This window comes from Sanguibacter sp. Leaf3 (genome assembly GCF_001425965.1).
Lineage (GTDB): Bacteria > Actinomycetota > Actinomycetes > Actinomycetales > Cellulomonadaceae > Sanguibacter > Sanguibacter inulinus.
Window position 1 is genome coordinate 1,040,284 of the sequence record NZ_LMRH01000002.1, and the last position, 24,954, is coordinate 1,065,237.

At 68.8% G+C, this 24,954-nt stretch carries 29 protein-coding genes and 1 tRNA gene; 17 read left to right on the forward strand and 13 right to left on the reverse strand.

Features of this window, described 5'->3' with window-relative positions; genetic code table 11:
• Positions 1-62: 62 nt before the first annotated feature.
• Complete coding sequence (locus ASG53_RS12005) at positions 63-704, reverse strand: hypothetical protein (RefSeq protein WP_156382768.1); 642 nt, start codon at positions 702-704, stop codon at positions 63-65.
• A 92-nt stretch (positions 705-796) separates the two neighbouring features.
• Between ASG53_RS12005 and ASG53_RS12010 the strand changes: the two genes are divergently transcribed.
• The 12 genes from ASG53_RS12010 (at position 797) to ASG53_RS12065 (ending at position 11,698) form a co-directional block, all read left to right on the forward strand.
• On the forward strand, positions 797-1,231 hold the full coding sequence (locus ASG53_RS12010) for a hypothetical protein (protein ID WP_056133202.1): 435 nt from the start codon (positions 797-799) through the stop codon (positions 1,229-1,231).
• Between the two features lie 141 nt (positions 1,232-1,372).
• Positions 1,373-1,921: a hypothetical protein gene (locus ASG53_RS12015; RefSeq protein WP_056133204.1), complete on the forward strand. Its 549-nt coding sequence runs from the start codon at positions 1,373-1,375 to the stop codon at positions 1,919-1,921.
• 49 nt (positions 1,922-1,970) lie between these two features.
• Positions 1,971-2,396: a GNAT family N-acetyltransferase gene (locus ASG53_RS12020; RefSeq protein ID WP_056133207.1), complete on the forward strand. Its 426-nt coding sequence runs from the start codon at positions 1,971-1,973 to the stop codon at positions 2,394-2,396.
• Positions 2,397-3,517: 1,121 nt separating this feature from the next.
• Entirely contained in the window at positions 3,518-4,144 is a 627-nt protein-coding gene (locus ASG53_RS12025) for a hypothetical protein (protein WP_156382769.1), read from the forward strand.
• On the forward strand, positions 4,144-4,593 hold the full coding sequence (locus ASG53_RS12030) for a hypothetical protein (RefSeq protein WP_056133212.1): 450 nt from the start codon (positions 4,144-4,146) through the stop codon (positions 4,591-4,593). Before ASG53_RS12025 ends, ASG53_RS12030 begins: the two co-directional genes overlap by 1 nt.
• Positions 4,590-5,348, forward strand: a complete 759-nt coding sequence (locus tag ASG53_RS12035; protein ID WP_156382770.1) for a hypothetical protein — start codon at positions 4,590-4,592, stop codon at positions 5,346-5,348. Before ASG53_RS12030 ends, ASG53_RS12035 begins: the two co-directional genes overlap by 4 nt.
• A complete protein-coding gene (locus tag ASG53_RS12040) occupies positions 5,345-5,983 on the forward strand; it encodes a J domain-containing protein (RefSeq protein ID WP_056133217.1) in 639 nt (212 codons plus the stop codon). Before ASG53_RS12035 ends, ASG53_RS12040 begins: the two co-directional genes overlap by 4 nt.
• Positions 5,980-7,080 carry a hypothetical protein gene (locus ASG53_RS12045; RefSeq protein ID WP_056133224.1) on the forward strand — a complete coding sequence of 367 codons (1,101 nt, stop codon included), beginning with the start codon at positions 5,980-5,982 and terminating at the stop codon, positions 7,078-7,080. The genes ASG53_RS12040 and ASG53_RS12045 overlap by 4 nt, the downstream gene beginning before the upstream one ends.
• Positions 7,077-8,690 carry an FtsK/SpoIIIE domain-containing protein gene (locus ASG53_RS12050; protein ID WP_056133227.1) on the forward strand — a complete coding sequence of 538 codons (1,614 nt, stop codon included), beginning with the start codon at positions 7,077-7,079 and terminating at the stop codon, positions 8,688-8,690. The genes ASG53_RS12045 and ASG53_RS12050 overlap by 4 nt, the downstream gene beginning before the upstream one ends.
• A gap of 303 nt (positions 8,691-8,993) precedes the next feature.
• Positions 8,994-9,923, forward strand: a complete 930-nt coding sequence (locus ASG53_RS12055; protein WP_056133228.1) for a hypothetical protein — start codon at positions 8,994-8,996, stop codon at positions 9,921-9,923.
• A 120-nt stretch (positions 9,924-10,043) separates the two neighbouring features.
• The gene (locus ASG53_RS12060) at positions 10,044-10,991 is read left to right on the forward strand and encodes a hypothetical protein (RefSeq protein WP_056133231.1); all 948 of its coding nucleotides are present in this window, start codon (positions 10,044-10,046) and stop codon (positions 10,989-10,991) included.
• Positions 10,988-11,698, forward strand: a complete 711-nt coding sequence (locus ASG53_RS12065; protein WP_156382771.1) for a hypothetical protein — start codon at positions 10,988-10,990, stop codon at positions 11,696-11,698. Before ASG53_RS12060 ends, ASG53_RS12065 begins: the two co-directional genes overlap by 4 nt.
• Positions 11,699-11,759: 61 nt before the next feature.
• On the opposite strand, the gene ASG53_RS12070 is transcribed toward ASG53_RS12065, so the two are convergent.
• Positions 11,760-12,041: a hypothetical protein gene (locus ASG53_RS12070; RefSeq protein WP_156382772.1), complete on the reverse strand. Its 282-nt coding sequence runs from the start codon at positions 12,039-12,041 to the stop codon at positions 11,760-11,762.
• A gap of 207 nt (positions 12,042-12,248) precedes the next feature.
• Here ASG53_RS12070 and ASG53_RS12075 point away from each other — a divergent pair, with 207 nt between their 5' ends.
• The 5 genes from ASG53_RS12075 (at position 12,249) to ASG53_RS12095 (ending at position 15,222) form a co-directional block, all read left to right on the forward strand.
• The gene (locus tag ASG53_RS12075) at positions 12,249-12,851 is read left to right on the forward strand and encodes a hypothetical protein (protein ID WP_056133239.1); all 603 of its coding nucleotides are present in this window, start codon (positions 12,249-12,251) and stop codon (positions 12,849-12,851) included.
• Positions 12,848-13,063 carry a hypothetical protein gene (locus ASG53_RS12080; protein ID WP_056133241.1) on the forward strand — a complete coding sequence of 72 codons (216 nt, stop codon included), beginning with the start codon at positions 12,848-12,850 and terminating at the stop codon, positions 13,061-13,063. Before ASG53_RS12075 ends, ASG53_RS12080 begins: the two co-directional genes overlap by 4 nt.
• Positions 13,064-13,127: 64 nt before the next feature.
• A complete protein-coding gene (locus tag ASG53_RS12085; protein WP_056133243.1) occupies positions 13,128-13,844 on the forward strand; it encodes a hypothetical protein in 717 nt (238 codons plus the stop codon).
• 116 nt (positions 13,845-13,960) lie between these two features.
• Complete coding sequence (locus ASG53_RS12090; protein WP_056133246.1) at positions 13,961-14,587, forward strand: recombinase family protein; 627 nt, start codon at positions 13,961-13,963, stop codon at positions 14,585-14,587.
• Positions 14,584-15,222, forward strand: a complete 639-nt coding sequence (locus ASG53_RS12095) for a hypothetical protein (protein ID WP_056133249.1) — start codon at positions 14,584-14,586, stop codon at positions 15,220-15,222. Before ASG53_RS12090 ends, ASG53_RS12095 begins: the two co-directional genes overlap by 4 nt.
• Positions 15,223-15,234: 12 nt before the next feature.
• Here ASG53_RS12095 and ASG53_RS12100 read toward each other — a convergent pair whose 3' ends face one another.
• From ASG53_RS12100 to ASG53_RS12150, 11 genes are all read right to left on the reverse strand, one after another.
• A complete protein-coding gene (locus ASG53_RS12100) occupies positions 15,235-15,594 on the reverse strand; it encodes a hypothetical protein (protein WP_056133252.1) in 360 nt (119 codons plus the stop codon).
• A 309-nt stretch (positions 15,595-15,903) separates the two neighbouring features.
• Positions 15,904-15,980: transfer RNA gene (locus ASG53_RS12105), tRNA-Pro, on the reverse strand.
• A gap of 89 nt (positions 15,981-16,069) precedes the next feature.
• Positions 16,070-17,467 (reverse strand): UTP--glucose-1-phosphate uridylyltransferase, encoded by a 1,398-nt coding sequence (locus tag ASG53_RS12110; protein ID WP_056133255.1) that lies wholly within the window; start codon positions 17,465-17,467, stop codon positions 16,070-16,072.
• 241 nt (positions 17,468-17,708) lie between these two features.
• Positions 17,709-19,280: a ribosome biogenesis GTPase Der gene (der, locus tag ASG53_RS12115; protein ID WP_082544001.1), complete on the reverse strand. Its 1,572-nt coding sequence runs from the start codon at positions 19,278-19,280 to the stop codon at positions 17,709-17,711.
• Between the two features lie 113 nt (positions 19,281-19,393).
• Entirely contained in the window at positions 19,394-20,101 is a 708-nt protein-coding gene (locus ASG53_RS12120; protein WP_235533912.1) for a lysophospholipid acyltransferase family protein, read from the reverse strand.
• Positions 20,102-20,274: 173 nt separating this feature from the next.
• The gene (cmk, locus tag ASG53_RS12125; RefSeq protein ID WP_408669697.1) at positions 20,275-21,039 is read right to left on the reverse strand and encodes a (d)CMP kinase; all 765 of its coding nucleotides are present in this window, start codon (positions 21,037-21,039) and stop codon (positions 20,275-20,277) included.
• 20 nt (positions 21,040-21,059) lie between these two features.
• Positions 21,060-21,422 carry a chorismate mutase gene (gene aroH / locus ASG53_RS12130; protein WP_056133258.1) on the reverse strand — a complete coding sequence of 121 codons (363 nt, stop codon included), beginning with the start codon at positions 21,420-21,422 and terminating at the stop codon, positions 21,060-21,062.
• 83 nt (positions 21,423-21,505) lie between these two features.
• Positions 21,506-22,297, reverse strand: a complete 792-nt coding sequence (locus tag ASG53_RS12135) for a pseudouridine synthase (RefSeq protein WP_056133260.1) — start codon at positions 22,295-22,297, stop codon at positions 21,506-21,508.
• Between the two features lie 4 nt (positions 22,298-22,301).
• Positions 22,302-22,973 carry an SMC-Scp complex subunit ScpB gene (gene scpB / locus ASG53_RS12140; protein WP_056133263.1) on the reverse strand — a complete coding sequence of 224 codons (672 nt, stop codon included), beginning with the start codon at positions 22,971-22,973 and terminating at the stop codon, positions 22,302-22,304.
• A complete protein-coding gene (locus tag ASG53_RS12145; protein ID WP_056133266.1) occupies positions 22,970-24,001 on the reverse strand; it encodes a segregation and condensation protein A in 1,032 nt (343 codons plus the stop codon). Before ASG53_RS12145 ends, scpB begins: the two co-directional genes overlap by 4 nt.
• Positions 23,985-24,863, reverse strand: a complete 879-nt coding sequence (locus ASG53_RS12150; RefSeq protein WP_056133269.1) for a ParA family protein — start codon at positions 24,861-24,863, stop codon at positions 23,985-23,987. Before ASG53_RS12150 ends, ASG53_RS12145 begins: the two co-directional genes overlap by 17 nt.
• Positions 24,864-24,954: the final 91 nt, after the last annotated feature.

Here is a 24,954-nt window from a genome sequence, read left to right on the forward strand (position 1 = left end):
CTAGCTACATCACCGGCCACTGGTCGGTCAGCCACGGCCTGATTGCCGGACGACCGCTTTGGCTACTCCCCTTCCGCCAAGTGAGAAGCGACAGCCTCCGCGATCAGGGCGATGTCTCTAGCACTCTGATCGAACCAGACGTCTCCGTCGAGATCCATCGTGCGGAACGTCTCCAGCGCGTCACTGACCCGCATCTGACCTCGCGACCCGACATCGATGTAGGAGAGCAACACTCTCTGGCCGCTAGGTCCACCACCAACCTGGTACTCGTAGACGCGGTCGTCTTCAAGGTCGACAAGGTCGAGGTCGAGATCGATTGCCTGCTTCATCAGCATGGTGGCGCGTGCGAGTCCGCGAGCCCAGTGTGGCGGGATGGAACGCGGGTGCTCCGCGTCGACTTCTGCCTCAGCATTGTTCTGACCAGCGATCCAGGTCTCATAGTCAGGGTTGATCCGATGACCACGCATCTGTGACGGCTCCGGGTTCGCCTGCCCGTGCTCACGTACAGCCTGTTCGCGCAGTCCGTACTGGTGACGCTCGTACTCCCGCGACATCCGCAGAAGGACGTTGTCCGAGATCTGGACCGAGCGCCAGAAGCGCACGACCTGACCGAGCGAGCGAGGAGGCGGAGGGAAAGAGAACGACCCCTGCTCGTTGTACTCCTCCTCCGACAGCGGTTCCAGGTCGAAGTCACCTTCAGTCATGCCCAGCCCCTTGCGATAGTCCGAGTCAATGACCCTGGCGCAGCCTTGGTCCAGGGTCAAGCCCCGCACTACGAGCGGGCTACTCTCTGCACATGAAACTGGAGATGGTGGACACCCGGGTGCAGGGCCGCGCGATCTTCCCGGGCTTCAATCATGATGGCAACTTCCGCTTCCGCACCTGGACCGACTACACGACGCGCGGGACCGTGTGGTTTGCCATCCGTCGCGCCGGGAAGGATCTTGTCCGCGTCGAGGTCGACGAACAATCGTTCGTGGGGAGCGGCTATGGCGTGCGCGCTCCGCAGGAAGGCTTCGTCGAGATCCGCATGTTCGAGGTGGCGGCAACGGCGCACCGAGGCGGGCTCGGCCTCCATGCAGTAGGCCTCCTACGAGAGCTCTACCGTGATCGGCCCGTGTGCGCACTGTCGAGCGTGCGCGGCTTCTGGGACGCCGCTGGCGGCATACGGCACGAGCACCCTGAAGGATCAAGGTACGACGCGTTCTTCACCTTCGAAGCTGTGGACTGAGCCAGAAGGTGCCGTGCGAGAGGATGGTCAGGCTGCAGTGGCAGCCCGCGCCCTCGCGCTCGCAGGTCCTCGTTCGCATCACCCGCACCTCCCGGCGCGCCTCCTCCGCCAGACCAGCATGAACCTGCAAGCCTTTGGCTCATGACAAGTAAAGGACAGATTGTCCAAGCAATCAGGGCCCTGGGCTACGACACGAGAAGCATCGACACTTTCGCGCTGGATGAGCTCGCCAAGATCGTCGACGGCGATGCCACGCTGGCTGCGGCCTTCGAGCCCCCGCTTACGAGCGCTGACAGCATCGCCGAGGTGCCGACCTACTCGCTCCAGATACTCAGCACGAACGTGAACCTCACCCGCATCTCAGAGAGCCTGAAGGCAGCTGTATGGCAACTTGTCGCGACTCTGATCGTGAACCCGGACGACGCGACATCCTCGGCCGCCCAGGCTGGCGCCACCGCTCTGCCAGAGCTGATCGAGTCGGTGAAACGGCTTCCGGACGACGAACTGGAGATGGTGCGTCGGATTGCTCGCCTTAGCACCGGCAAGCTGTTCAGGAAGTCGGTGCGCGGCAAGGAGCTTCGAGCGAACTACCCCGACGGCAAGGAGGAGGCGAGGCGGGTCCTGCGATCGCTGGTGGCGAAGCGGATCGTCGAGAAGGTCGAACCGAAGAGTTACAGGCTGGTCTTCTGAGGCCCGACACGCTCGTCTCTCGACGCGGAAGGACAACGGGGACCCGCTCATGAACATCCGTCTAGTTCCCACGCTCACCGTCGGCAAACTCCTCTACCCAGCGTTCGACGACGACGACCGGTTCGACTTCGACGACTGGCAGGACGAGTGCGGACCGCCGTCCGGTGAGCAGTGGTTCGAGATGACGCACCTGAACCGTGCGGTGGCACGGGCACGTCTTCAGCCGGCGGACGAGTCCGGCTACGAGTACGGCCTTCGTCAGCCTCACATGCACGCGTGGATCGTGACGATGGAGGTCGCGACGGACGCGCGCTGCGCGGGACACGGCCGTCGCATGATGGAGCACCTCGCCCGGACCTCTGACCGCCCTCTGCACGCGTACTCGATCGCGGACGGGTTCTGGGAAGCACTGGGCTGGACGCGACATGTGCACCGCACCAAGCCGGGCTCGTCCGCGCTCTACGTGACCCCTTAGGTTGCGACACGCCGAGTCGAAACTTGACTTGCAGGTGCCACACGGCTATAAGGCATGGTACTATGGGACATAGCGCATCGCACCGGGGAGCTTGCTGCACCCGAAAACGGTAGCTCCTCCCTGCTTTGGTCGGTGGCCGAGGAGCGAGCGATGCACTCGCCCGCGTGACGATTCCGCGGGCGTCAGTTTCGCAGCTAGACCACACGCCGAAGCGCCCCCGTCCACCCGGACGGGGGCGCTTCGCCGTGTCCGGCCATGACGGCCACTCGAACTCGCCGCCCCGGACCAGGCCGGGGCGGCACCTACACCTGCCCGACCGCGCACTGCTGCGCGGTTCGGTAGCCCCGCCGCTAGGCCCCCATACCAAGTGGCGCCTGCCGGGGCGCGACCCGGCGCTGGTCCAGCCCGGCGCCGTCGCCCGACCGGCACACCGGTCCAGCCGACGCGGTCCAGCCCGACCGGCGGTACGACGAACCACACGGCCCCGGTCCGCCCGGACACACCACCCGGCCCACGGGCCACCCCATGAACCACCGCGCGGTCCGCTCACTGCCGACCGCACGGTCCAGTCCACCCGTCCACCCCAGCGCTGCGCGCGAGCCATCCACGGCACACAACATCCAGCTGGCCGACTCGGTCCGGCCCACGCGCAGCGAACAACCCCAGACAAGGAGGGACCCAGCAACACCCTCGCGCAGCCCGCCCGCTGCGCAGTCCAAGCGCTCGACCTGCACCGGTGGCGATCATCCACCGTGGTCTGCGCACCCACTCACCCCTCCGGCCTGTGAGCACACGAAGATCCGGGCCGGAGGGGCCAACCCCAACACACTCGCGCTCCGCGCGGACCGGTACGACGAACGGCCCGGCGCCCGAGCCGACACACAACCCCTCTCCCATCGAGCTGGCCCCGCGCGCGAGCGACCGGGCCGTCGCTGACACACATCTGCCCCTCCGGGCGGCGAGTTCGTGGGCAGCGCGAGACCTGCGTCAGAACGGGGAGAGCCACACTCCTCCCCTTCGAGCACCTGCTCTGGGGGTTTCTGAGCGTCTGAGAGCGCTCCCCACAGATCTTGAAGCGCCAACTCCGGCGCCCCTTGAACACGCTCCGAGGAGGAGACACCGTGCACCGAATCGTTGCCATCAGCTCGATCACAACTGTGCTCCTCGTCGGGGCTGCGGGTACAGCAACCGCCTACGACGTCGACACCCCGCCCGTCGTCATTGCCGAAGACACGTCAGTCACCCTGGCGCCTGGAGCCGAGACAGTAGTCGACATTGAGTCGCTCACGAGCGGGACCGACTATCCAGCTGTCTACGACACGAACATCGTCGTCGAGAGCGGAGGGTGCACGGCCGAGTGGACATACAGCGCGGGCATCAACTCCGTCGCCATCACGGCGCCGGGCGAGCCCGGCGAGTGCCGAGTGGCCTGGTCCCCGCATGACGCCCTCACCTCCGTCGTGAGTGCCGAGCCGGGGCAGATCGCAGTCACGGTCGCCGCGCCACCACCTGCCGCGCCAGCCACCAGTTCACCTGCGCCAGCACCGGTCCCCGCCGGACCGATCGACGACGGCGCTGACGTGACTGAGCCGGTCGACCCCGCCCCTGCGCCCGATACGACCAGCCGCTCCGGTGGCTGGCAGGAAGCGGTCGTCATGGGCATCGCTGGGCTCGCCACAGTGATCGGCAGCGGCTTCGCGCTCGCCCGTCACTCCCGCCGCTCGACCTACACCCACGAGGAGATCTGATGATGCAGCTACTCACCCGCAAGCAGTCACCTGAAGAGGCACCGCAGGGTCCGTCACTCGTCGCAACCCTCGTCAAGTGGGCGGCGATCGCCATCGCCGTCCTGGTGCTCGGCGTGGTCGCACTCGGGCTGCTCTCGGGGGTCGTCCTGATCGCCGCCTCTACTCCGATCCTCTGGCCGTTGATCCTCCTCGCGGGGGCGTTCGCCGTCGCACGTCGACGGACTCCAGGGCTGTCGCTTCGCCGGTACATCGGCGACCTCGTCGTGCGTGTTCAGGCCACTCGAACGCGCGCCCTCGTCATCGCCGTGGCGGTCGCGGTACTGACCGCCGCTTCAGCAGTCCTCAGCGGCACGACCGTCGCGATGATCGTCCACCTCGCATCCGCAACCTTCGTGCTCGCCCTGCTCGTCTACGCACTCACAACGTCGCTCTGGAAGGAGCACCGATGACCACATCATTGACGACCTTCACGCAGTCGACCCGCGCCGTCGGTGCCCCCGGCGGTCGCGGCGAGATGACCTCCAGCCTGAGCACCTCGGGCGTGGAGTTCACCGAGCGCGCACTCACCTGGACGGACGTCGCCCCGGCGGGCATCGCGGACCGTGCAAGTGGCAGGGCGATCGGGTCGGAGGCGGTCGTCCAGGTGCGCGGTGCGCACCGCACAGCGACCGGCTTCGAGCAGCGTCGCATCGGCTACCGAGCCATGGAGAGGGGCGTCACCCTCATCCGTGCAACGCGTCCTCTGGTGCAGACGGAGACCGGCGCGATGAAGCCGACAGGCCCTTGGACGGCGCGCTTCGAGACACACACAGTCGACGAGGAGTCGATCCCACTGCGTCGCACGGGCGTGGTCGGCCCGGGTGCTCTCCGACAGCCTTCAGCACCGACCAGTACGGCCGGTGCGGGCGTTCACCGCGAGGCCGAGAGCGCGCTGGAAGCGGAGGCGTTCTTGCCCTCATCGGTCCAGGCGACGCTCGCTGCGGCCGTACCTTCCCCGACCACGCATGTCGGCAACTTCTTGCTCTGGTCGAAGCCGTCAGGTGACACGCAGGAGGTCAACGTCTTGCGCATGGACGGGCGAACGGCAGTCGTCGTCAGGGCCACCCGACCGCACCGGCCTGACGCCGCGTGGGAGGTCACCCAGACCACCTACGACCTGAAGTTCCCCACTGACCAGAAGACCATCGAGAGGAGACGGCCATGACGACGCACTACGACACCCTCGGGGTCTCGAAGGACGCCGCCGACGTTGAGGTCATCAGTGCCGCCTACCGGGCGCTCAGCAAGAAGCTGCACCCCGACAGGCCGGACGGCGACGCTGACCGGTTCGCTGAGGTCAACCGTGCGCATGACGTACTGAAGAATCCGGACACTCGCGCTGAGTACGACCGCACCCTGGCCGCTCCAGCAGCCGCTGAGGACGACGAGCCGGAGCCCGAGGAGACCTGGGGCGAGGAGACCTCGTACGACGAGTACGCGGACATCAAGGTCGAAGAGCCGGCTGACGAGATGGACACGACCGACGCCCCGTCCGAGACGCTCCGGCCATCCCCGAGCGCGATCGGGGTGCTCGCCGTGGTCGCCGTGGCAGGCGTCATCCTCACCTTCGTCGAAGGTGGCGGGCAGTGGGGTTGGCTGACCATCTTCGCGGCCGTGTCGGTCGTCGTCTGGCGCACCCGGGCGTCCATCCCGGCGATCGCCACGGCAGTCGCCGTGGTCGCCCTCGCGTGGTGCGTTCGGTCATCCGGAGCGATCTCGGTCGCAGCTGACCTCACACTCTGGGCGCTACCCGTTGCTGCGGCTGTCGCAGCGCGTCTTACGAGAGGAAGCACCGCATGAGCATCACTCGCACAGCTGGACGCTTGCTCATCTGGCCGCTCCTGCGCAGGGCCCTCCGCCTCGGCGTGTGGGCCACGGTGCTGCTCGCACCGATCGCGATCCTCGGGTACGTGCTCTGGTCGTCGACGAGCTCCACGCCTACATGGCCGGAGCGCGTGGCGCCGGTCGCGGCCGTCGTCCTCGTGCTCGCAGCCCTGTGGTCGGAGGCCCGCGTTCGCAGTGACCTCGCACGGTCGTCCGGTGTCGCACCTGTCCTCGGTGGGATCGGGCGGGATGCCGCGAGCATGGTCGGTGTCACCCCGAGTGCTGGCATGGCACTCAGGGCCAACTGGGACCTCGGTGACCGACTCAGCAGCGGCCTCACGGTCGCCGCAGCGATCATCCTGGCGGGCTACGCACCGCACACCGACTACAACACCCGAACGGTGTGGGCAGCCGTGGTCGGTGCCGCGATCCTTGCGGGTGTCACAGCGGTACGCCGCAGCGGTGCGAGGCGTGGTCATCGTGTCTCGCCTCGGACCGTTCCGGGGCTCCTGATCTACGGGGCGCCGCTCGCGCTCCTGGCTGCTGCTGTGGCCGGAGGCGCGTGGTACGCCTTCTCTGAGTGGCGCGGTACGCGCAGCGCCACTCAGCTGGCAGCGGTCATCCTGATCGCAGCCTGCATCGGGTGCGCTGAGGCGTCAGTCCCAGCGCAACGTCGACGACGGGTTGCGCTGGCTCCCGCCCTGGCGGCGTCACTCCGCCTCGGCAGCGAGCAGCTCCTCATCGGTGAGGACCCGATCCGTTGGGCGATCACCTACCGACGTCAGCCGCTCTGGTCGAAGCCCCAGCCGGTGGCGATCACGCTGCACCGACCTCCGGCGCAGGTCCTCACGAACGCGAGCGAGATCTCCGCCAGGCTCATCGAGTACATGCCGGACTTCGAGCTCGCCGAGGCCTCACCGGAGCGTGTCCAGCTCGTCAAGGCGAGCGCCGCGACCCTGGCAGCCCGCCAGGTCGTGCACGACAGTGAGGGCCTCTACGCGTCACCGCCGGTGGCGCTCCCCCAGCCACGACCTGACCGGGTCGTGGTCATCTCAGAGAAGGAGCTTCAGTGAGGTACCTGATCGAGGCTCCGGCCTCCTACGACGACCGCAAGGATCGCCGACGTCTCCTCCGCGCAGCAACGAACGCCCTCGGGGTCGCCCCGGGGGCGTTCTGCGTCGAGGGCGTCCGTCGCACGGACGACGGCACACAGATCGTCCTCTCGACGGACAAGGTCGACCCACGGGTCTTCGCCCACCGTCAGCCGCTGGCGGCTACGGTCGGCAAGGGCGACGGCCCTCGTGTGGCTGCGGTTTCGAGGCGCCTCACGGGACAGGAGCTGGTGCGCTTCGCTCCGTTCGATCATGAAGCGATCCTCCAGGATGCCCCGCCGCTCGACATCATGGTCCGCGACGCTCTGGCCCGCGAGCTGCGAGCTGAGCCGCACGAGGTGCGCGTCACCATCGAGCACGGCGACTACAACTTCCTGCGCTACGTCCATGTCCACCGGGCGCCCGGGTCGCCATCCAAGGTCGGTGAGGCGCTCCTGGAGGCCGTGAAGGGGCTGCGACTGCCACTCCAGCGACACGCTGAGTGGCGGCTGGCCGATCGGTCGCTCTCACCGGTCGCATCGGTGATCAGCCGCGTCGACCCGCTCAGGGAGCTGCTCCTCGCGCCACCGGAGCCCGTCGGTACAACGGAGATCACGATCGGTCGGTCCGAGGCTGGCGAGCTGCTGAAGCTCGACCTCGCCACGATGGCTACAAGCATCGCGGTCCAGGGGCAGACCCGATCGGGCAAGTCCGTTTTCGCCTACTCGGTGCTCTCGGACCTCGCAGCGTCACCGCACACCATCGTGGCCGGTGTTGACCCTTCGAGCATCCTGCTGGCCCCGTTCATCGGCACCCGCCACGCCGACTGGCAGGTCCTGGGGACGTCAGAGCCTGAGAAGGTCGAGGCGCTGCTCGCTCGGCTCGTCGCCGAGATGGATCGGCGAACTCGTCAGCTCGTGGCCGAAACGCGAGACAAGTTCGACACCTTCGACGAACAGCGGCCGCTGTTCATGGTCGTGCTGGAGGAGTACCCGGGGCTTCGACGGGGCATCGAGGCTCGCGACAAGGAGTCAGGAGCTGGCCCATCCGACCGGCTCCTCCCGAAGGTCGATCTTCACATCTCTCGTCTCCTGGCCGAGGCGGCGAAGGTCGGCATCCGGGTCATGATTCTTGCCCAGCGTCTCGACACGACCGTGCTCTCGGGCGGCGACCGAAGCAACATCCCAAGTCGGATCAGCTACCGAGTCGACCGAGGTGACGCCGTCAAGATGCTCCACGAGAGCATCCCCGAGGGTCTGGACGTCGAGGACGTCCGAGGCTTCCAACCCGGCGTTGGACTCTACGAGTCCAGCGTGGCCGACCAGCGGGTCGTGCGCTTCCGGGGGTCCTACGCACCCGGCGGCTACGACGACTACGTCCGACGGATCCGCTCGACGAACCCCTCGGACGCACCCGTCCCTAGGGCTGAGGACTTCGAGGACTCCGAGTACTACGACGAGGACCTCGCGCCCGAGGATCTCGGAGTCATCCTGGATCTCACCGTCGAAGACCTCGACGACGATCCCATCAGCGTCCGGCTGAGAGAGCTGAACGGCGACGACGGCGACGAGGACCCCCTCCTCCCGCTGTAACCCCTGACGGCCTGTCACCACTCCCGGTGACAGGCCGTCTCTCATACCCGGCCACCAGGCCGGTTCCATCCACCCAACCGAACACCTCACAGAAGGGCCTGCTGCATTCCGGCTCGATGGGCGTCCCGATGACGCACACCGAGCCCCGAGGAAGGCCGGTCACCACCCCTGGTGACCGGCCTTCCTGCATCGCCGCCATCTGCCGCACATATGTGGGGTACGGCACCACCGGTCGTCCAGACGGCGACCGGGCTCCATCGCGATCGGCCATCAGGTCGACGCAGGCCCTGAAAGGACCACACCATGCGCACCGCTCGTTACACCACGACCGCTCTCGCCACCGCCCTGCTCGTCGCCGTTGGCGGCACCGCGATGGCTGCCGACCTCGCGCCCGGCTCAACCGGCCCGTACTACGGCGACAACCCGGACCACAGCTACATGTCTCACTCCACGGCGGGCACGATCTCGGCCTACGAGTCCTGCGGCTCCATCCCCCTCCAGGCTGCGTTCGGCCTGGGTGCCCGCACCGAGTGGAGCCAGCCCGACGCACCTGCGTACCAGAACCCTCGGGCTGGAGGTACGGCGGTCGTGACGGCCGTCGACGCCTCCGGAACTTCCACTGAGGTCTACCGCTGGACGACACCGGCAGCCGGGGTCGTCACACGGTCGGACGCTGATGTCCTGCCCTTCCAGCCGACTGCTCCGGCACTGCGGTCTTCTCTCGGCGCTGGGGGGAACTACGGGCCAAGCACCTGGTCGATGACCGCCACCGTCGCACTGCCCGAGGGCAGCGAGGCGGCGACGCTCACACTGACGTCGCCGGACGGCAGTGCGGTCTCGGCTACGGCTGAGGTGACCGAGCTCTCTGAGGCCTGCGAGGTCCCCCTGCCTCCGGTTCCCGAGCCGGAGGTCCCTGAGCCGACTGAGCCGGCCCCTGAGCCGGTCGAGGAGACCCCGCTGCCTGAGCCGGTGCCGGTCGACGTCGTTCCTGCCCCGGAGCAGGTGCCTGACGCCGTCGAGGAGCCTGCCGCGCTCCCCGAGGTCCCGGCGGTCGCGCCCGTGGTCCCCGTCGCCGCTGAGCCCGTCCAGGCACCTCGCGTCCCGCGCGTGACGATCCACACCGACCTGCCTCCGGAGGGCCGGTCGTACGTGACACCGGCAGCCGCTGGTGCCATCCTCGCGGCTCTCGCAGCCGCGACGGTTCTTGTCCGTCGTCGCCGTCACGGCGCCTGAGAACAGCCTCGCGTCAGCGGGGGTTGGGCCGCTGCCTGCGGCCCTTGCAAGCCCCTCCCCGGCCAACCTGGCCGGGGAGGCTTCACCGCCGCGACTGCGGCACGCTCATCGGAGATCCTCATGCGCACCATCACCCGCAGCGCTGCTGCAATCTCGCTCATCGCCCTGCTCGCCGCCACTGGCGCTACGACCGCCAGCGCGGCTGAGTACCCCGGCCCCATCGGCGTCGTCCACCCGAACCTCGACCCGGAGGCGGCACAGGCTTGGGCCGACCAGACCGCGTGGTCCACCGAGGCTGAGACCTGCCTCGACCCCGGCACGGCGTTCACGACCACACCCGGGTACGACGTCTCGGCGCCTGCGATCGGCCTCTACGTCGAGAGCACCGGTGCTACCGCTCAGATCAATGTCCTGGGCTCCGCCTGCGCGCAGAGCTTCGGCATCACCGAGCTGCGCTACTCATGGCCCGATGACATGGGACGCCTGACCGCTGACGGTCGAGGGATCGCGTTCGACACCGTGCCCCCGGCTCACTACGAGTGCGACGACCCCGAGCACGTGGCTGAATGGGGCTGCCCTGCTTACGGGGGTGGAGGCCGAGCTGAGGGCCTGCTGCCCGACGGGTCCTGGACCCCCATCTCGGTCCGTTGGTGGGCTCCTGGCGTGCTGCCTGGGGGTGGCGTGACTCCGCCAGTCGTCGACCCTGAGCCTGTCGAGCCGCCGGTCACTCCACCCGTGGTCGCCCCGGTCGAGCCTCCGGTGACGGTCGACCCGACCGTGCCGGAGCCCGTCAGCCCGGCACCGGAGGTCCCGACCGAGCCGACGCCCGTGGTTCCTCAGCCGGTCAAGCCGGGATCGCCTCCTGTCGAGGATGCTCCGGCTCCTGCCCCGGCTGAGCCGAACGGTCCGGCCGAGGCCGAGCGCGCTGCTCCGGTCACGCGCATCGATACCGGTCTGCCTGCCGAGGGTGACCAGCCAAGGCTCATCGGCGGCGTGGCGGTCCTGGGTGGCGCTGCGCTGCTCACGGTCATGGCCGCGTCTCGCCGTCTCATCGGGGGTTCGCTGTGAAGCGGCCAGTGGCGGGCGTCGTGCTCGCGACGGTGCTCGTGCTCATGGGGTCCGGCTGCGTCGCGGCGCTGCCGGATGATGCTCCGACACCCATCGAGACCCTCTCCATGGAGGAGCCGACAGACGTCCAGCGAACGGTCGAGACAACCGGAGAGCACGGCCTGGCCTTGACGGGTCGACCGCCTGCGGCCGTCGCGCCGGTCGAGGCCGAGGAGGCTGCTGCTCAGCCCGAGCAGGTGCCTGCCCCGGTTCCGGTCACCGAGGAGGCCGCACCGGTCGCGACCGGAGCGCTGACGATCCCCTCGCTCAACGGATGGAGTGAGTCGGTGGTCGAGGAGGTGGCCTTCGTCGAGGGCGGCACTTTGAAGCCGGAGGGACGTCGCCTTGCAGTCGTGACTCGTCTCCCGGAACCGTGGTCGGCTGGCCAGCTGCTCCTCATCCACTCCGGAGGCGCCGATGAGAACCCCGGCAACGCCCTGGTCGAGCGCGACGGCGCCAGCACCATCGACGTAGGGACGGAGGTCGTACTCCCCGACGGCGGTTCCGGCGTCGTGACCTACAGCGAGGTCAGCCCGAAGAGCGCGCTGCCCCAGGAACTCTGGGATGCCCTGGCGGAAGGGGGCACGGTGCTGGTCACCTGCCGCCCCGAGACCGGGCTGGACTCGTCCACGTCCAACGCGGTCACGATCGTGCAGCGCACGGCGTAGCAAGAAAGCAGCCCCCGACACGGATCCGTGTCGGGGGCTGCTTTTTTCGTGCCCGGGCCTGCTACTCGGCCTGCTCAGGCTCCGGCTCCGCTGGCGCGTTGTCGTCCTGCCGTTCCAGGTGACGCGTGATGGCGAGCTGGGAGCCGCGCAGGCTGATGCCCCCAGCGGTCTGGATCTCGTCATTCGTGGCACGCGCACGCTTGGCCTGGTAGATCGCCTCGTCGAAGCCGGTCCTGGCGGCGTCCAACTTTCGCCGGGCAGCACGCAGGCGTCGAAGCGCCTCCTTGGTGGACATGTCGGAGGGCGGGGACTTCTTCCGGGTAGTAGCAGCAGGTGTCTTCATACGTACGATCGTACACCTAGGGCACAAGTCCCACTCCTGAAGTGCTTACTGACTCGCAAAGAACTGCCCCGCACACCACGAGGGAATAGACCAGCAACTCCTCACGTTGTACCCGCTACTAAGTAGCAGTTGTGTGGCACTTGCACCTCACCTCTACTATTAGAGAGTAGGCAAGATCGATCAAGCAGCACCGACCAAGGAGCACCGATGAACCGCATGACCGCAGCACCCACCAGCACGATCACCGCAGCACCGACCAAGGAGCTTGACATGTACGCAGTCCAGAACACCCCCGCCCAGACAGTCGCCGAACTCGTCGAGGCCCGTGGTGGCCGCTACGAGCGCATCGGCGAGTACGTCGACACGACGCCACCCGAGTACGACGACATGTCGGCCTACGCCATGTCGCTCATCGACATCGCGGTCGAGGGGCGCGCGACCGGTGAGCTCTCGCCGGAGGGCTTCGACGAGGCCTTCGCAGCCGCCCTGCGATTCGACAGGGCGCCGGTCATCCAGGCCGCGACCCCCTGGCCGTTCAGCGAGGCAGACCAGCTCGCCCTCGAAGAGATCCAGGAGGAGATCCGCCCGAAGCCCTACTCGCCTCCCGTCAACGGATTCACCGAGATCGACCGCCTGTCGATCGCAGCCGCCCGCCGCCAGGAGGCAGACGCTGAGTACGCGGTGATGCTCGCTGAGCAGGAGCGCATGGACGACATCGAGGCGCTCGGCCGGATGGACTTCTCGCACGTCACGCCGGTAGTGCCCGAGTACGACTTCTCGGACCTCTACACGCTGGAGGTGGCAGCGTGATCACGTGGCGTGGGCTCTGGACCATCGTCATCCTCTCGGGCCTCGCGATCGCTCAGATCATGGGGCTCCCGGGCGAGCTGATCGACCGGGCCGGTGAGATCGGCATCGGGGGTGCCGCGACCATCCAGGAGCACGTCGGTGGCCTTGTGGCACCCGAGGCACGGATGCAGGTTGTGGAGGATCTGACCACGGAGATCGACGCTCTCGGCTGACCTACCCGCACAACCTGCACGCCCCACGACAGTGGGGGTTCACGACTACTTACCTTGGAGACCCATGCCCGCGTCCGTGCCCGACCCCGCCCACGAGGTGCTGCGCGCCCTCGACACGTGGCCGGTGGGCGCCTCGGAGCAGTGGCAGCACCTCGGGTGGACCCGGCGCAGGCGCGTCCTGCACGCCCGCATCGACAGGATCCTGCACGCAGCCCGCCAGCGCGGCTCGCGACTTCCTCTCACGCGGTGGCCTGCTGGCGCCTGGACCACCGACCTGGTCCTCGCCTCCGACTCCCTGGGCAGCGTCATGCGCGATGCCGCGCAGACGATCGCCGACGACGGCGACCCAGATCTGGCACGCCTCCTGCGCAAGGTGCTCTCGAACCTCGCCCTCTCGGAACAGCTCTCCGACGACGACATGGCTGCCGACATGCTCCTCCTCGACGAGCGGGTTCACGAGCTCAGCACCGAGCTACATACGGACCCTCGCGTCCGGTGGCTCCGCCCGGGTGAGCCCGGCACCGGCGGTTGGATCCCCGGGCGCGGCTCACGGCAGGCTCAGGAGCCCGGCCGCGTTGCGATCGACCTGGAGGTCGACGACCCTCGCCTGGCTCAGCTGCTCACCGATGCCCCGATGAGCGTGGTGCTGCATGACGCACGGACCACCGGTCGCTCGTCGTGGCACCGCCCATGGGGGTTCTACCGGTCCGTCGACGATGTCGAGGCGGCTCTGAGGGTCGCGGATGCTGCGGTGAAAGAAGCGCTGTCACGAAACGCCTAACACCTCCCCTTTCTGGAGTGTTGGTTTCGTGACGAGTTTCGTGATAGATTCCGGGCACCAGGAGCCGCGATCACCGTTCGCTCCGTATACGGTCGTTTTCGTGATGGGGGTTCGGCATGCTGATGGGCTACATGCGGGTGTCGAAGTCCGACGGGAGCCAGACCACCGACCCCCAGCTCGATCAGTTACTCCGAGCGGGCGTTGCACCAGATGCGATCTACGAGGACCGTGCCAGCGGACGCGATGACGACCGCCCGGGCCTCGCTGCGTGCCTGAAGGCCTTGCGCGAGGGCGACACCCTGGTGGTGGTGTCCTTGGATCGTCTGGGGAGAAGCACTCGATCTCTGTTGAACAGGATCGGCGAGTTGACCGACCGGGGCGTGAAGCTGAAGGTCCTAGGTCCGCAGGGCGAGCTCTTCTCGACCACCGGGCCTTACGCGGTGGTCGTGACGGCGCTCTTCGCAGCACTCGCCGAGGTTGAGGCTGGTCTGGTGTCGTCTCGCACCAAGGACGGCCTCGCGGCCGCGCGGGCTCGCGGCCGGGTCGGTGGGCGCCCGCCGAAGATGACCCCGGGGAAGATCCGCATGGCCATGGCAGCGATGGGGCAGCCCGAGACCGTCATCGGCGAGCTGTGCAAGGAGCTCGGGGTTTCATCACAGACTCTGTACCGCCACGTCTCCCCCACCGGTGAGCTGCGCCCTGATGGCGAGAAGGTCTTGGCCCGTTCGAAGGCAGCCCGATGACCGACGAAGACGTCCTCGCCGCTCTCGACCCCACCCCCGCTCATCCGGACACGCAGCGCTGGACGCACCTGGCCGCAGCGGATGAGGTGGAGCGCTGGTCCGCACAGGTCCGTGGTGCATGGATGATCGCCGAGAAGGAGCGGCTCCTCGGCGATCCGACCCCTGTTCTGACCGACCGGCAGCTGGACGAGGCCGTGGCGACGATCGTCAGTGTCGACGCGGGGCTGGCCAGCATTCTGGCTGAGCGGATGTTCGAGCTCCGTCTCGCTCGTCGGGCCTGGGAGGAGGCGCTAGCGGATGATCTCGGGCTCCTGCTGGAGACCCTCCAGATCGAGGTCCTCGTCGGAGGAGGCCGCGCGAGCGAGTGGCACTGGTGCCTGTCCTCGGATCCAGCACCCGAGGGCTGGGCGCGGATCGGCGAGGGGCCGACTGCGCCGGGCCGCATCGCGTTGGACGTCATCGTCCGCGAGGATCAGGTCGCTCGGTCTCGGGCAGCCGCTCAGCTCACCAGCGTGGTCGTCTCCGATGGCGGAGAGCTCGGGCTACAGCCCTGGGGAACACTCACCCACCCCGGGGCCGTTCAGGGCGCCGTTCGTAGAGCCGCTGCCATCCTGGACGCGACCGCCGACCTGTAGATCCCCGCTCCATCAGAGCACTTCACACTCCGCGAACAGGTCCTGGAGGACGCTCTGGTCGTAGTCCGTCATGGCCGACTTCGCGTCGCTGATCTGGGACCGCGTCAGCCCGGCCACCGCCTCACGGACACCCTGGCAAACCGCGTGCTTTTCGTCCGGGCCGCCCGTGTCGACAGCATTCAGCAGATCGACGACGCCGCTCCCGAAAACCTCGACGATGGACACCGACGGGAGTGGTGCTTGCGGCTCCTGTGTGGACTGCGGAGCGTCAGTGACGACACCGCTGTCGACCGGCGTGGACAACTTGTCGTCCACCGTGGACGTGCAGCCCACGAGGGGGACGAGCAGCGCCACGAGGAGGGCGGCACGCACTGCTCGTCTAGTCATGGTGGATTCTTCTCCGGTGGATATGCGTCGCACTGTGACGACGCGTGAGCCTCAGCGCCACCACCGGCGCAGGGGCCGGTGGTGGCCGTTCAGAGTCTCAGGCGGAGGGCGCGGACCACAAGGATGAAGCGGGGGCATTCCTGCCCCACATCTGCTGTTCGAAAGGGCAGAGCACGGCAGGTCACAACGCAGTCCAATCCTTCCCTGCCCCACGTTTGCCCCCGAAAAGAGCCCTAGAACGCAGAAGAGGCGGTTCCAGATTTCTCTGAAACCGCCTCTGACCTGCTTAAACGCTGGTCGGGCTGACAGGATTTGAACCTGCGACCCCCTGACCCCCAGTCAGGTGCGCTACCAAGCTGCGCTACAGCCCGAAGGTTCCCTTGCCGGTCCGAAGACCGTCTGTGAGAACCTCACTGACCCCGGAGGGCCGAGAAGAACATTACCCCATCCTGAGGGGTGCTCACGACACGTCGAGCCCGTCGGCGCTGATCGTGGCCCCGGACGGAACCGTCGCGGGCTCCCCCGGGTCGGTCAGCCGCGCCTCCCCCACAGCCGTCACGCCGGCCTCGAAGGTCCAGTCCCCCTCGACCCGCAGCGCCGTGGCTCCCACCAGCGACGGAGCCCCCTGGGCGAACCGGGCGTCGAACTTCCCGATGGTCTTGTAGTAGTCAGTGTCCAGGTCCACGTACGGGGCCTCAACGACCGCTGTGAGCCTGTAGTCCTCCCCCAGCTCGTACACGTCGCTCCGCAGCACCAGGAGGTCGTTGGTGGTCTTCACAGGCAGGAACCGGGACCTGTCGACCTCCAGCACTCGCGCACCCTCGAACACCTCGATGGCGGCCCCCATGGCCGACTCGATCTGGATCACCGGCGTCGACGACGCGTCGGACGGGTCCACGGTCTTCGAGTTCTTGATGAGCGGCAGCTGCAGCACCCCACCCGTGCGCTCCAGCTCCACAGCCAGCGCCTTGAGGTCGAACCAGAGGTTGTTGGTGTTGAAGTACTTGTGCTTGGAGATGTCTGCGGCCGCTGCAGCGTCTTCGTCGAGGGTCTGGGCCGTCTCCCGCAGGACGATCCTCCCGTCGCTCTTGCGGACCACCTGGTGGCCTCCCTTGCGGTCTGCAGGCGTCCGCACAGCCACCTCGGCACCGAAGGGTGCCCCGGTCTGCGCGAACCAGCCGGCGACGGCCGCGTCGGGCGACGCTCCGAGGTTGTCGGAGTTCGACACGTGCGCGTACTCGAACCCGGCCTCCAGGAGCGCTGTGAGCACCCCAGACGTCTGCAGGGCCGTGTACAGGTCCCCGTGGCCCGGGGGGCACCACTCGAGGCTCGGGTCGGCCTCCCACGTCACGGGCGTGAGGTCGTCGGCGCGCAGCTTGGGCTCGCGGTTCTGGAGGAAGTCGAGCGGCACACCATCGACGGCGACGTCAGCGTGCTTCTCGAGGGCCGCGAGGGTGTCGTCACGCGTCCGGAAGCTGTTCATGAAGACGAGGGGCAACCGTGCCCCGGACGTCTCCCGTGCGTGCCGCACCTGCCCGACGATGATGTCGAGGAAGGTCTCGTCGCCGCGCACCGTCAGCAGCGACTTCGCCTTGTCCATGCCCATCGACGTGCCGAGGCCGCCGTTGAGCTTGATGATCGCGGTCTTCGCGAGGGCGTCGCGTCCCACCTGCTCGGGGACGTCGAGCTCGGACTGCTTGTCGACGTCGACGAGAGGGTCCACCTCGGACTCGGGGATCACACCCGTCTCCCCCGACTCGAGCAGCCTGTAGAAGTGGGAGAAGACGTCGATCGCCGTCTCGGCCACACCACCGTCGCGCATCTTCTGCTGGGCCTGGGAGAGTCCTGTGTCGCTCATGCCCCGACTGTAGTGAGAACGGCCCCTCCCGGACAGCCGGGGCGCTGTGGACGGCACCAGATCACACCAGAACGCGCCACAGGAGCCCCGGAGCGCCCTCCGAGCCCCGCCACCAGGCACGACGAAGACCGGGGCCCGCAGACGACTGTCTGCAGACCCCGGCCTGGTCGGACGCTCAGCGCGTGAGCACTAGACCATCAGCGCTTGCACGCTGAACCGTCAGCGCTAGCGCGCTAGACCGTCAGCGCTTGCGCTTCTCGCGCACTCGCACCGAGATCGAGATGGGCGAGCCCTCGAAGCCGAAGGTCTCGCGCAGGCGCCTCTCGATGAAGCGGCGGTAGCCAGCCTCGAGGAACCCCGTCGCGAAGATGACGAAGCGCGGCGGGCGCGTGGACGCCTGAGTCGCGAAGAGGATGCGCGGCTGCTTTCCACCACGCAGCGGGTGCGGGTTGGCGGCGACGAGCTCACCCATGAACGAGTTGAGGCGTCCTGTCGAGATGCGGGTGTCCCACGAGGCGAGCGAACGCTCGAGGGCCGGCACCAGACGGTCGGTGTGCCAGCCTGTCGCGGCCGAGATGTTGACGCGCGGCGCCCACTGGACCTGCACGAGGTCCTTCTCGATCTCACGCTCGAGGAACGGACGACGGTCTTCGTCCATGAGGTCCCACTTGTTGTACGCGATGACCACAGAACGACCGGAGTCGATCACCTGCGAGATCACGCGGGTGTCCTGCTCGGTGAGCTTCTCGCTCGCGTCGAGGAGCACCACGGCGACCTCGGCCTTCTCGATCGCGGCCTGGGTGCGCAGCGAGGCGTAGAAGTCGGCGCCCTGCGTCTGGTGCACGCGGCGACGGATACCTGCGGTGTCGACGAAGACCCAGTCCTTGCCCTTGAGCGTGATGAGCTCGTCAACCGGGTCGCGGGTCGTACCAGCGGTCGGGTCGACGACCACGCGCTCGGAGCCGGCGACCTTGTTGAGGAGCGACGACTTGCCGACGTTCGGGCGGCCGACGAGGGCCACGCGGCGCGGGCCGTTCGGGACGGCGACACCGTGGACGGTCTTCTTCGGCAGCTTGCGCATCGCGGCGTCGAGCAGGTCACCGGTGCCACGGCCGTGCAGGGCCGAGACGGGGTGCGGCTCGCCGAGGCCGAGGCTCCACAGCTCCGAGGCGTCAGCCTCGGCGCGCGGTCCGTCGACCTTGTTGGCGCAGAGCACCACGGGCTTGCCGGACTTGCGGAGCAGCTTGACGACCTGCTCGTCGGTCGAGGTCGGGCCGACTGTCGCGTCGACGACGAACATCACGGCGTCGGCGAGGGAGATGGCCACCTCGGCCTGCTCGGCGACGCGCGCCTCGATGCCGGCGACGTCGACCTCCCAGCCACCGGTGTCGACCACCATGAAGCGGCGTCCGCCCCACTCGGCCGGGTAGCTGACGCGGTCGCGCGTCACGCCGGGCTTGTCTTCGACGACGGCCTCGCGGCGGCCGATGATGCGGTTGACGAGGGTCGACTTGCCGACGTTCGGGCGGCCGACGATCGCGAGGACCGGCAGCGGCACCCCGGCGTACTCGCCGGTGCCGTCGTCGAACTCGCCGCCGAGGAGCGCGATGTCCTCGTCGCCGAGCTCGTAGTCCTCGAGGCCGACACGGAGCGCGTGCTCGCGCTGGGCGTCGTCGCCGTCGGACTCCGTACCGTCCGTGAGGGGCACCTGCTGCTGGGCAGACTCGGGGACGTCAGACGTCGGCTGTGGCGCTGATGTGGGGTCCGCGGTCGTCGCGGTGTCCTCTGAAAGGTTCTGCTCAGGCGTGCTCATACACCTATTCTCCCAGGAACGGCGGCGAATCGGTAACACGGTCGCTCACGACCGCATCACACCGCCTGCGCCCCGAGGCGACACCGAGCCAGCGCCGCGCCTAAGACCACCGGTCACACGTCTCCGCGCGGGGCCTTCTCGCGGTTCGGGTCGTCGAGAGGCAGTGCGATGCCGCTGCGCTCGACAGCACCGACGACCAGCGCCGAGAGCGCGTCCCGGATCTCGCGGTTGGCAGCCTCGAGGGTCACCCGTCCGGAGACGCCTGGGGTCCGCTCGACGACGATCGGTTCGCCCACCTCGACGTAGAGGCGACGCCGGAACCCGGGGATCGCACCGACCTTCTGCCCGGTCCGTCGTGTCCCGAGCACCGCCACAGGCACGACAGGCGCGCCCGAGGTCAGCGCGAGCCACGCGACGCCGGCACGGACCTCCGCGAGGTCGCCACGGCCACGGTTGCCCTCGGGGAACACCCCGACAGCCCCCCCGCGCTTGAGCACGGCGAGAGCCGTCGTCAGCGCAGAGCGCCCGCCCTGCCGGTCGACGGGGATCTGGCCGGCGGCGCGCAGCACCGGGCCGAGCGGGCCGCGGAACATCGAGTCCTTGACGAGGATGTGCAGCGGGCGCCGCGCGACGCCGAGCACCACGGGACCGTCCATGAGGCCCGTGTGGTTCGCGGCGACGAGCACGGGGCCGTCGAGCGGCAGGTTGGAACCGTTGACGACGCGCGTGCTCCAGACGACCTTGGCGAGGAACCGCCCGACCCAGCGCGACCACGCCGGTCCCGAGCGCCCCGGGATCGTCGCGAGCGGCGGCTTCGTCACGTCCCGGCGCACGGCAGCCTTGCGGGGAGCATCACCCGATCGGACAGCGTCGCTCGACGGTGCAGTGCCGCCCGTGCGGGCAGCGTCATCCGTCCGGGCACCCTCCCGCGCACGAGCAGCATCGTCGCCGCCCGGCGCACCCCCGGCGCTCTCTGTGCCCCCTGCACCAGGCATCAGTGCCGGCCTGAACGCTCGACGACCTCCAGGACGGCCTGGACGGTCTGCTCGAAGTCCAGGTCGGAGGAGTCGACAGTCACCACGCCGTCTGCGGCCACGAGGAACTGCGACACCGTCGAGTCGTCGCGGTCACGGCGGACCACCTGGTCGCGCGTCGCCTCGACCGAGGACGCGTCGGCGTCACCGTGCACGTCGAGGGAGCGACGCGCCAGGCGCGCCTCTTCGCTCGCTGTCAGCAGCACGCGGACGTCGGCGTCGGGGGCGACGACGGTCGTGATGTCGCGGCCCTCGGCGACGACCCCCGACCCGCCGGAGAACCCTGCGGTCCGCTCGACGTCGATGATCTCGCGCTGACGGCGACGCAGCTCGGCGCGCACGTCGAGGTTGGTCGCGACGGCGCTCACGGCGGTCGAGATCGCGGAGTCACGGATGGCCTCGGCGATGTCGACACCGTCGACGTGCACGGTCGGCCCCGCAGGGTCGACACCGATGTCGAGAGGCATCGCTGCGACGAGAGCGGCCACGGCCGACTGGTCGGCGAGGTCGACCTCGTTGCGCACGCACCACCACGTGGCGGCGCGGTACATGGCCCCGGTGTCGAGGTACGCGAGGCCCAGACGGCTCGCGACCTGACGGGAGACGCTCGACTTGCCCGAGCCCGAGGGCCCGTCGAGCGCGATCACCAGAGGACCCGACGCCTCGGCGACGGCGACAGCCACCGCCACGTCAGGGTCGGTCGTGCCGACCAGAGAACCGCTCACAGTCCCACCTACCATCGCCGTCACTGGGCCAGATCCTTCCGCAGGGTCGTCGCGCCGTGCAGGTAGACGTGCTGGACGTCCCTGCGCGGCACCTCGAGGTTGGCGTGCGCCATGAGCCTGACCACGCGCGGCAGCGCGTGCGGCACGGCGATCTCGGTCGCGCACATGAGCGGCACGTCGCCGAGGCCCATCTCGCGCGCCGCGGCCGCCGGGAAGTCCGACACGAGGTCGGGCGTGCACGTGAAGATGATCGAGATGAGCGCCTCGGTGTCGAGGTCGTTGGCCCGCAGGACCTCCTTGACGAGCTCGGTCGTCCGCTCGAAGAGGTGCTCGCGTCCGTCGACGTCGAGCTGCGTGGCACCGCGGATCGCGCGCACCGTCATGGTGACTCCGTTCGGTCAGGCGGGTTCGGGGCTGTGATGCACCGACGGCCGCCGGTCTCCCGGCGGCCGTCTGGATGGTCCTGCTACAGGCCGACCTCGGCCATGAGCGTGCCGAGCTCGGTCTGTCCGATGACGCGCACGCGCCCGGGGCGCAGGTCGCCGAGGCGGATCGGGCCGATCTTCGTGCGGACCAGCTGGGTCACGGGGTACCCGGCGGACTCGAACATGCGGCGGATGATGCGGTTGCGTCCCTCGTGCAGCTCGACCTCGACGAGGCTCGCCTGCGGGGTCGCGTCGATCAGCCGGTACTTGTCGACGGTGGCGACGCCGTCCTCGAGCTCGATGCCCTTGACCAGCTGGGCACCGAGGTTCGCGGGCACGCGGCCCTCGACCTGGACGGTGTACGTCTTGGTGATCTTGTACTTGGGGTGCGTCAGACGGTTCGCGAGCTCACCGTCGTTCGTCAGGAGCAGCAGGCCCTCGGAGTCGGCGTCGAGACGCCCGACGTGGAACAGGCGTTCCGGGCGGTCCGCGACGAACTGCGCGAGCGTCGGGCGGCCCTCGGGGTCGTGCATGGTCGAGACCACGCCGAGCGGCTTGTTGAGCGCGAGCGTGAGGAGAGACATGTCGAGCTGGATGCGCAGACCGTCCACGTGCACGACGTTCTTGTCGGGGTCGATGCGGACGCCGAGCTCGTGCACGGGCACGTCGTCGACCGTCACGCGACCGGCCGTGATGAGGTTCTCGCACGCACGGCGAGAACCCAGCCCTGCCGTCGCGAGGACCTTCTGCAGGCGCACACCGTCAGGGACGTGGACGTCGCGGGGTGCTTCCTGCGGGCGGGCTTTCTTGCGTCCGCCACGGGTGTTGCTCATGTACTCAATCCTCCAGTTGTGCCACTGCGGGCTGTTCTGCCGCCTCGGCGGTCTGACCCTGCGCCCAGCGACCTGTCAGCTGACCACGACCGGGGTCGTCGGGCAGCTCCAGGGCGTCGATCTCGGGCAGGTGCGGAGCCAGTGCGGGCAGCTCGTCGAGTGACGACAGGCCCATTCGCTCCATGAAGTATCCCGTAGTCCGGTACAAGAGCGCACCACTGGACTCGTCGGAGCCGTCTTCGACGATCAGACCACGCATGGTCAGCGTGCGCACCACGCCGTCGACGTTCACGCCACGGACGGCCGAGACCTGACCACGTGTGACCGGCTGACGGTACGCGATCACGGCCAGGGTCTCCAGCGCGGCCTGCGACAACCGGGCCGACTGCCCCTCCGTGACGAACTGCCCGACGACGTCCGCGAAGTCCGGCGCAGAGTAGATCCGCCACCCGCCGCCGGCCTCGCGCAGCTCGAAACCAGGACGGCGCTCGTTTGCCTTGTACTCGCTCTCGAGCCGCCACAGGTGGTCGGCCGCGCGGTCGACGGGGATGCCGAGGGCCGCAGCCAGGCGCACGACCGAGACGGGCTCGTCGGCGACCATGAGGATCGCCTCGATCGCCGCGAGGACACCGCCAGGGCGGTCTTCGAAGGGGACGTGCTCGACGTCGACGGTCATGAGGACGCTCCGTCGTCGGTCGACGGGCTCGCGGCGCTGTCGAGGAACGCCCCAGCGGTCGTCGCCCCTCGAGCACCCGGTCCGGACATCCCCGCGGCCAGCTGGGCGATGGTCTCGTCCGTCACGCTCTCGGCAGCCACCATCTCGGGCTCGTCGGCGGGTTCGGGCTCGTCGAAGTCGCCGCGGACCTCGACGTCGGTGTCGTCGTCGCCGGTCCAGCGGACAGTGAGCTCGGCGAGCGGAGTCATCTGGTCGAAGCCGACCACGCCCTCCCGGAACAGCTCGAGCAGCGCGAGGAACCGCGCGACCACCACGAGGACGGAGCCCGCGTCGGTGACGAGCGTCCGGAAGGTCAGCGCCCCACCAGCCCGCAGCCTCTCGACGATGATCGCCGCCTGCTCGCGCACGCTCACCGCGGGAGCGTGCAGGTGCGCGACGTCGACGGTCGGCGGCGCGGGCTTGGGGGCGAGGGCGTGCGCGGCGAGAGCCGCGAGGTCCTGAGGCGTCGTGGTCCACACGAGCTCGGGCAGCAGGGCCGCGAACTGCGCCTCGAGCGGGACAGAGCGCGGCGTCCGCCGCCCCTGCTCGGCGAGCCGCTCGGAGAACACCCCGGCCAGCTGCTTGTACGCCCTGTACTGCAGCAGCCGCACGAAGAGCAGGTCGCGGGCCTCGAGCAGCTCGAGGTCCTCAGAGTCTTCGACGTCGCCCGCGGGGAGCAGACGCGCGGCCTTGAGGTCGAGCAGCGTCGCGGCGACGAGCAAGAACTCGCTCGTCGTCCCGAGGTCCCGCTCCCCCGACCTCAGGTACGCGATGAACTCGTCGGTCACCTGCGCGAGGGCGATCTCGGTCACGTCGAGCTTGTGCTTCGCGATGAGCGAGAGCAGCAGGTCGAAGGGACCCTCGAAGTTGTCGAGGTGGACGGCGAAGGCCGTCGAGCCCTGGTCGGCCGCCTCCGTCACCGACGCCCCGTCACCCGGGGCGTCGAGCAGCGCGACGTCGGTCGCCGACGCCTCAGGCTGCGTCGCCACGAGCGATGAGCTCACGGGCCAGCTGACGGTAGGAGACCGCACCCGAGTGGGTCGGCGCGTAGGTGGTGATCGGCTCTGCGGCGACCGAGGCGTCCGGGAACTTCACGGTCCGCCCGATCACGGTCTGCATGAGCGTGTCGCCGAAGGCCTCGTACACCCGGGCCACGACCTCGCGGGAGTGCAGCGTGCGCGGGTCGAACATCGTCGCGATGATCCCGTCGACCTCGAGGCGCGGGTTGAGCCTGTCGCGGACCTTCTCGATGGTCTCGACGAGCAGGGCGACACCGCGCAGCGCGAAGAACTCGCACTCGAGCGGGATGAGCACTCCGTGCGCGGCGGTCAGCGCGTTGACGGTCAGCAGACCGAGCGACGGCTGGCAGTCGACGAGGATCACGTCGTAGTCGTCGAGGACCGGCCGCAGCACGCGGGAGAGCACCGACTCGCGGGCGACCTCACCGACGAGCTGGACCTCGGCGGCCGACAGGTCGATGTTGGCCGGCAGCATGTGCAGGCCCTCGACGTTGGTCGGCACGATGATGTCGTGGATGTCGGCCGAGCGCTCCATGAGCAGGTTGTAGACCGTGCGGTCGAGCTCGTGGGGGTTGATCCCCAGCCCGACAGACGCGGCGCCCTGGGGGTCGAAGTCGACGATGAGCACCCGGCGCCCGTACTCCGCGAGGCACGCCGCGAGGTTGATGGTGGTCGTCGTCTTGCCGACGCCACCCTTCTGGTTGCACATCGCGATGATGCGCGCGGGACCGTGCCCCGAGAGCCGCGCGGGCTCGGGGAAGTCGGGAAGGAGGCGCCCCACCGGGTCGCGGCGGGGCTCGTTCTCGGTGCTGCTCGGGGCCTGACTACTCACGCGGCAACGCTACCGCAGCCCTGCGTCACGCGGCTGCAAGCGCGCCGCGCCGGGCGCGGGGTGGAGGCGGGCCCGGCACTCAGCCGGCTGT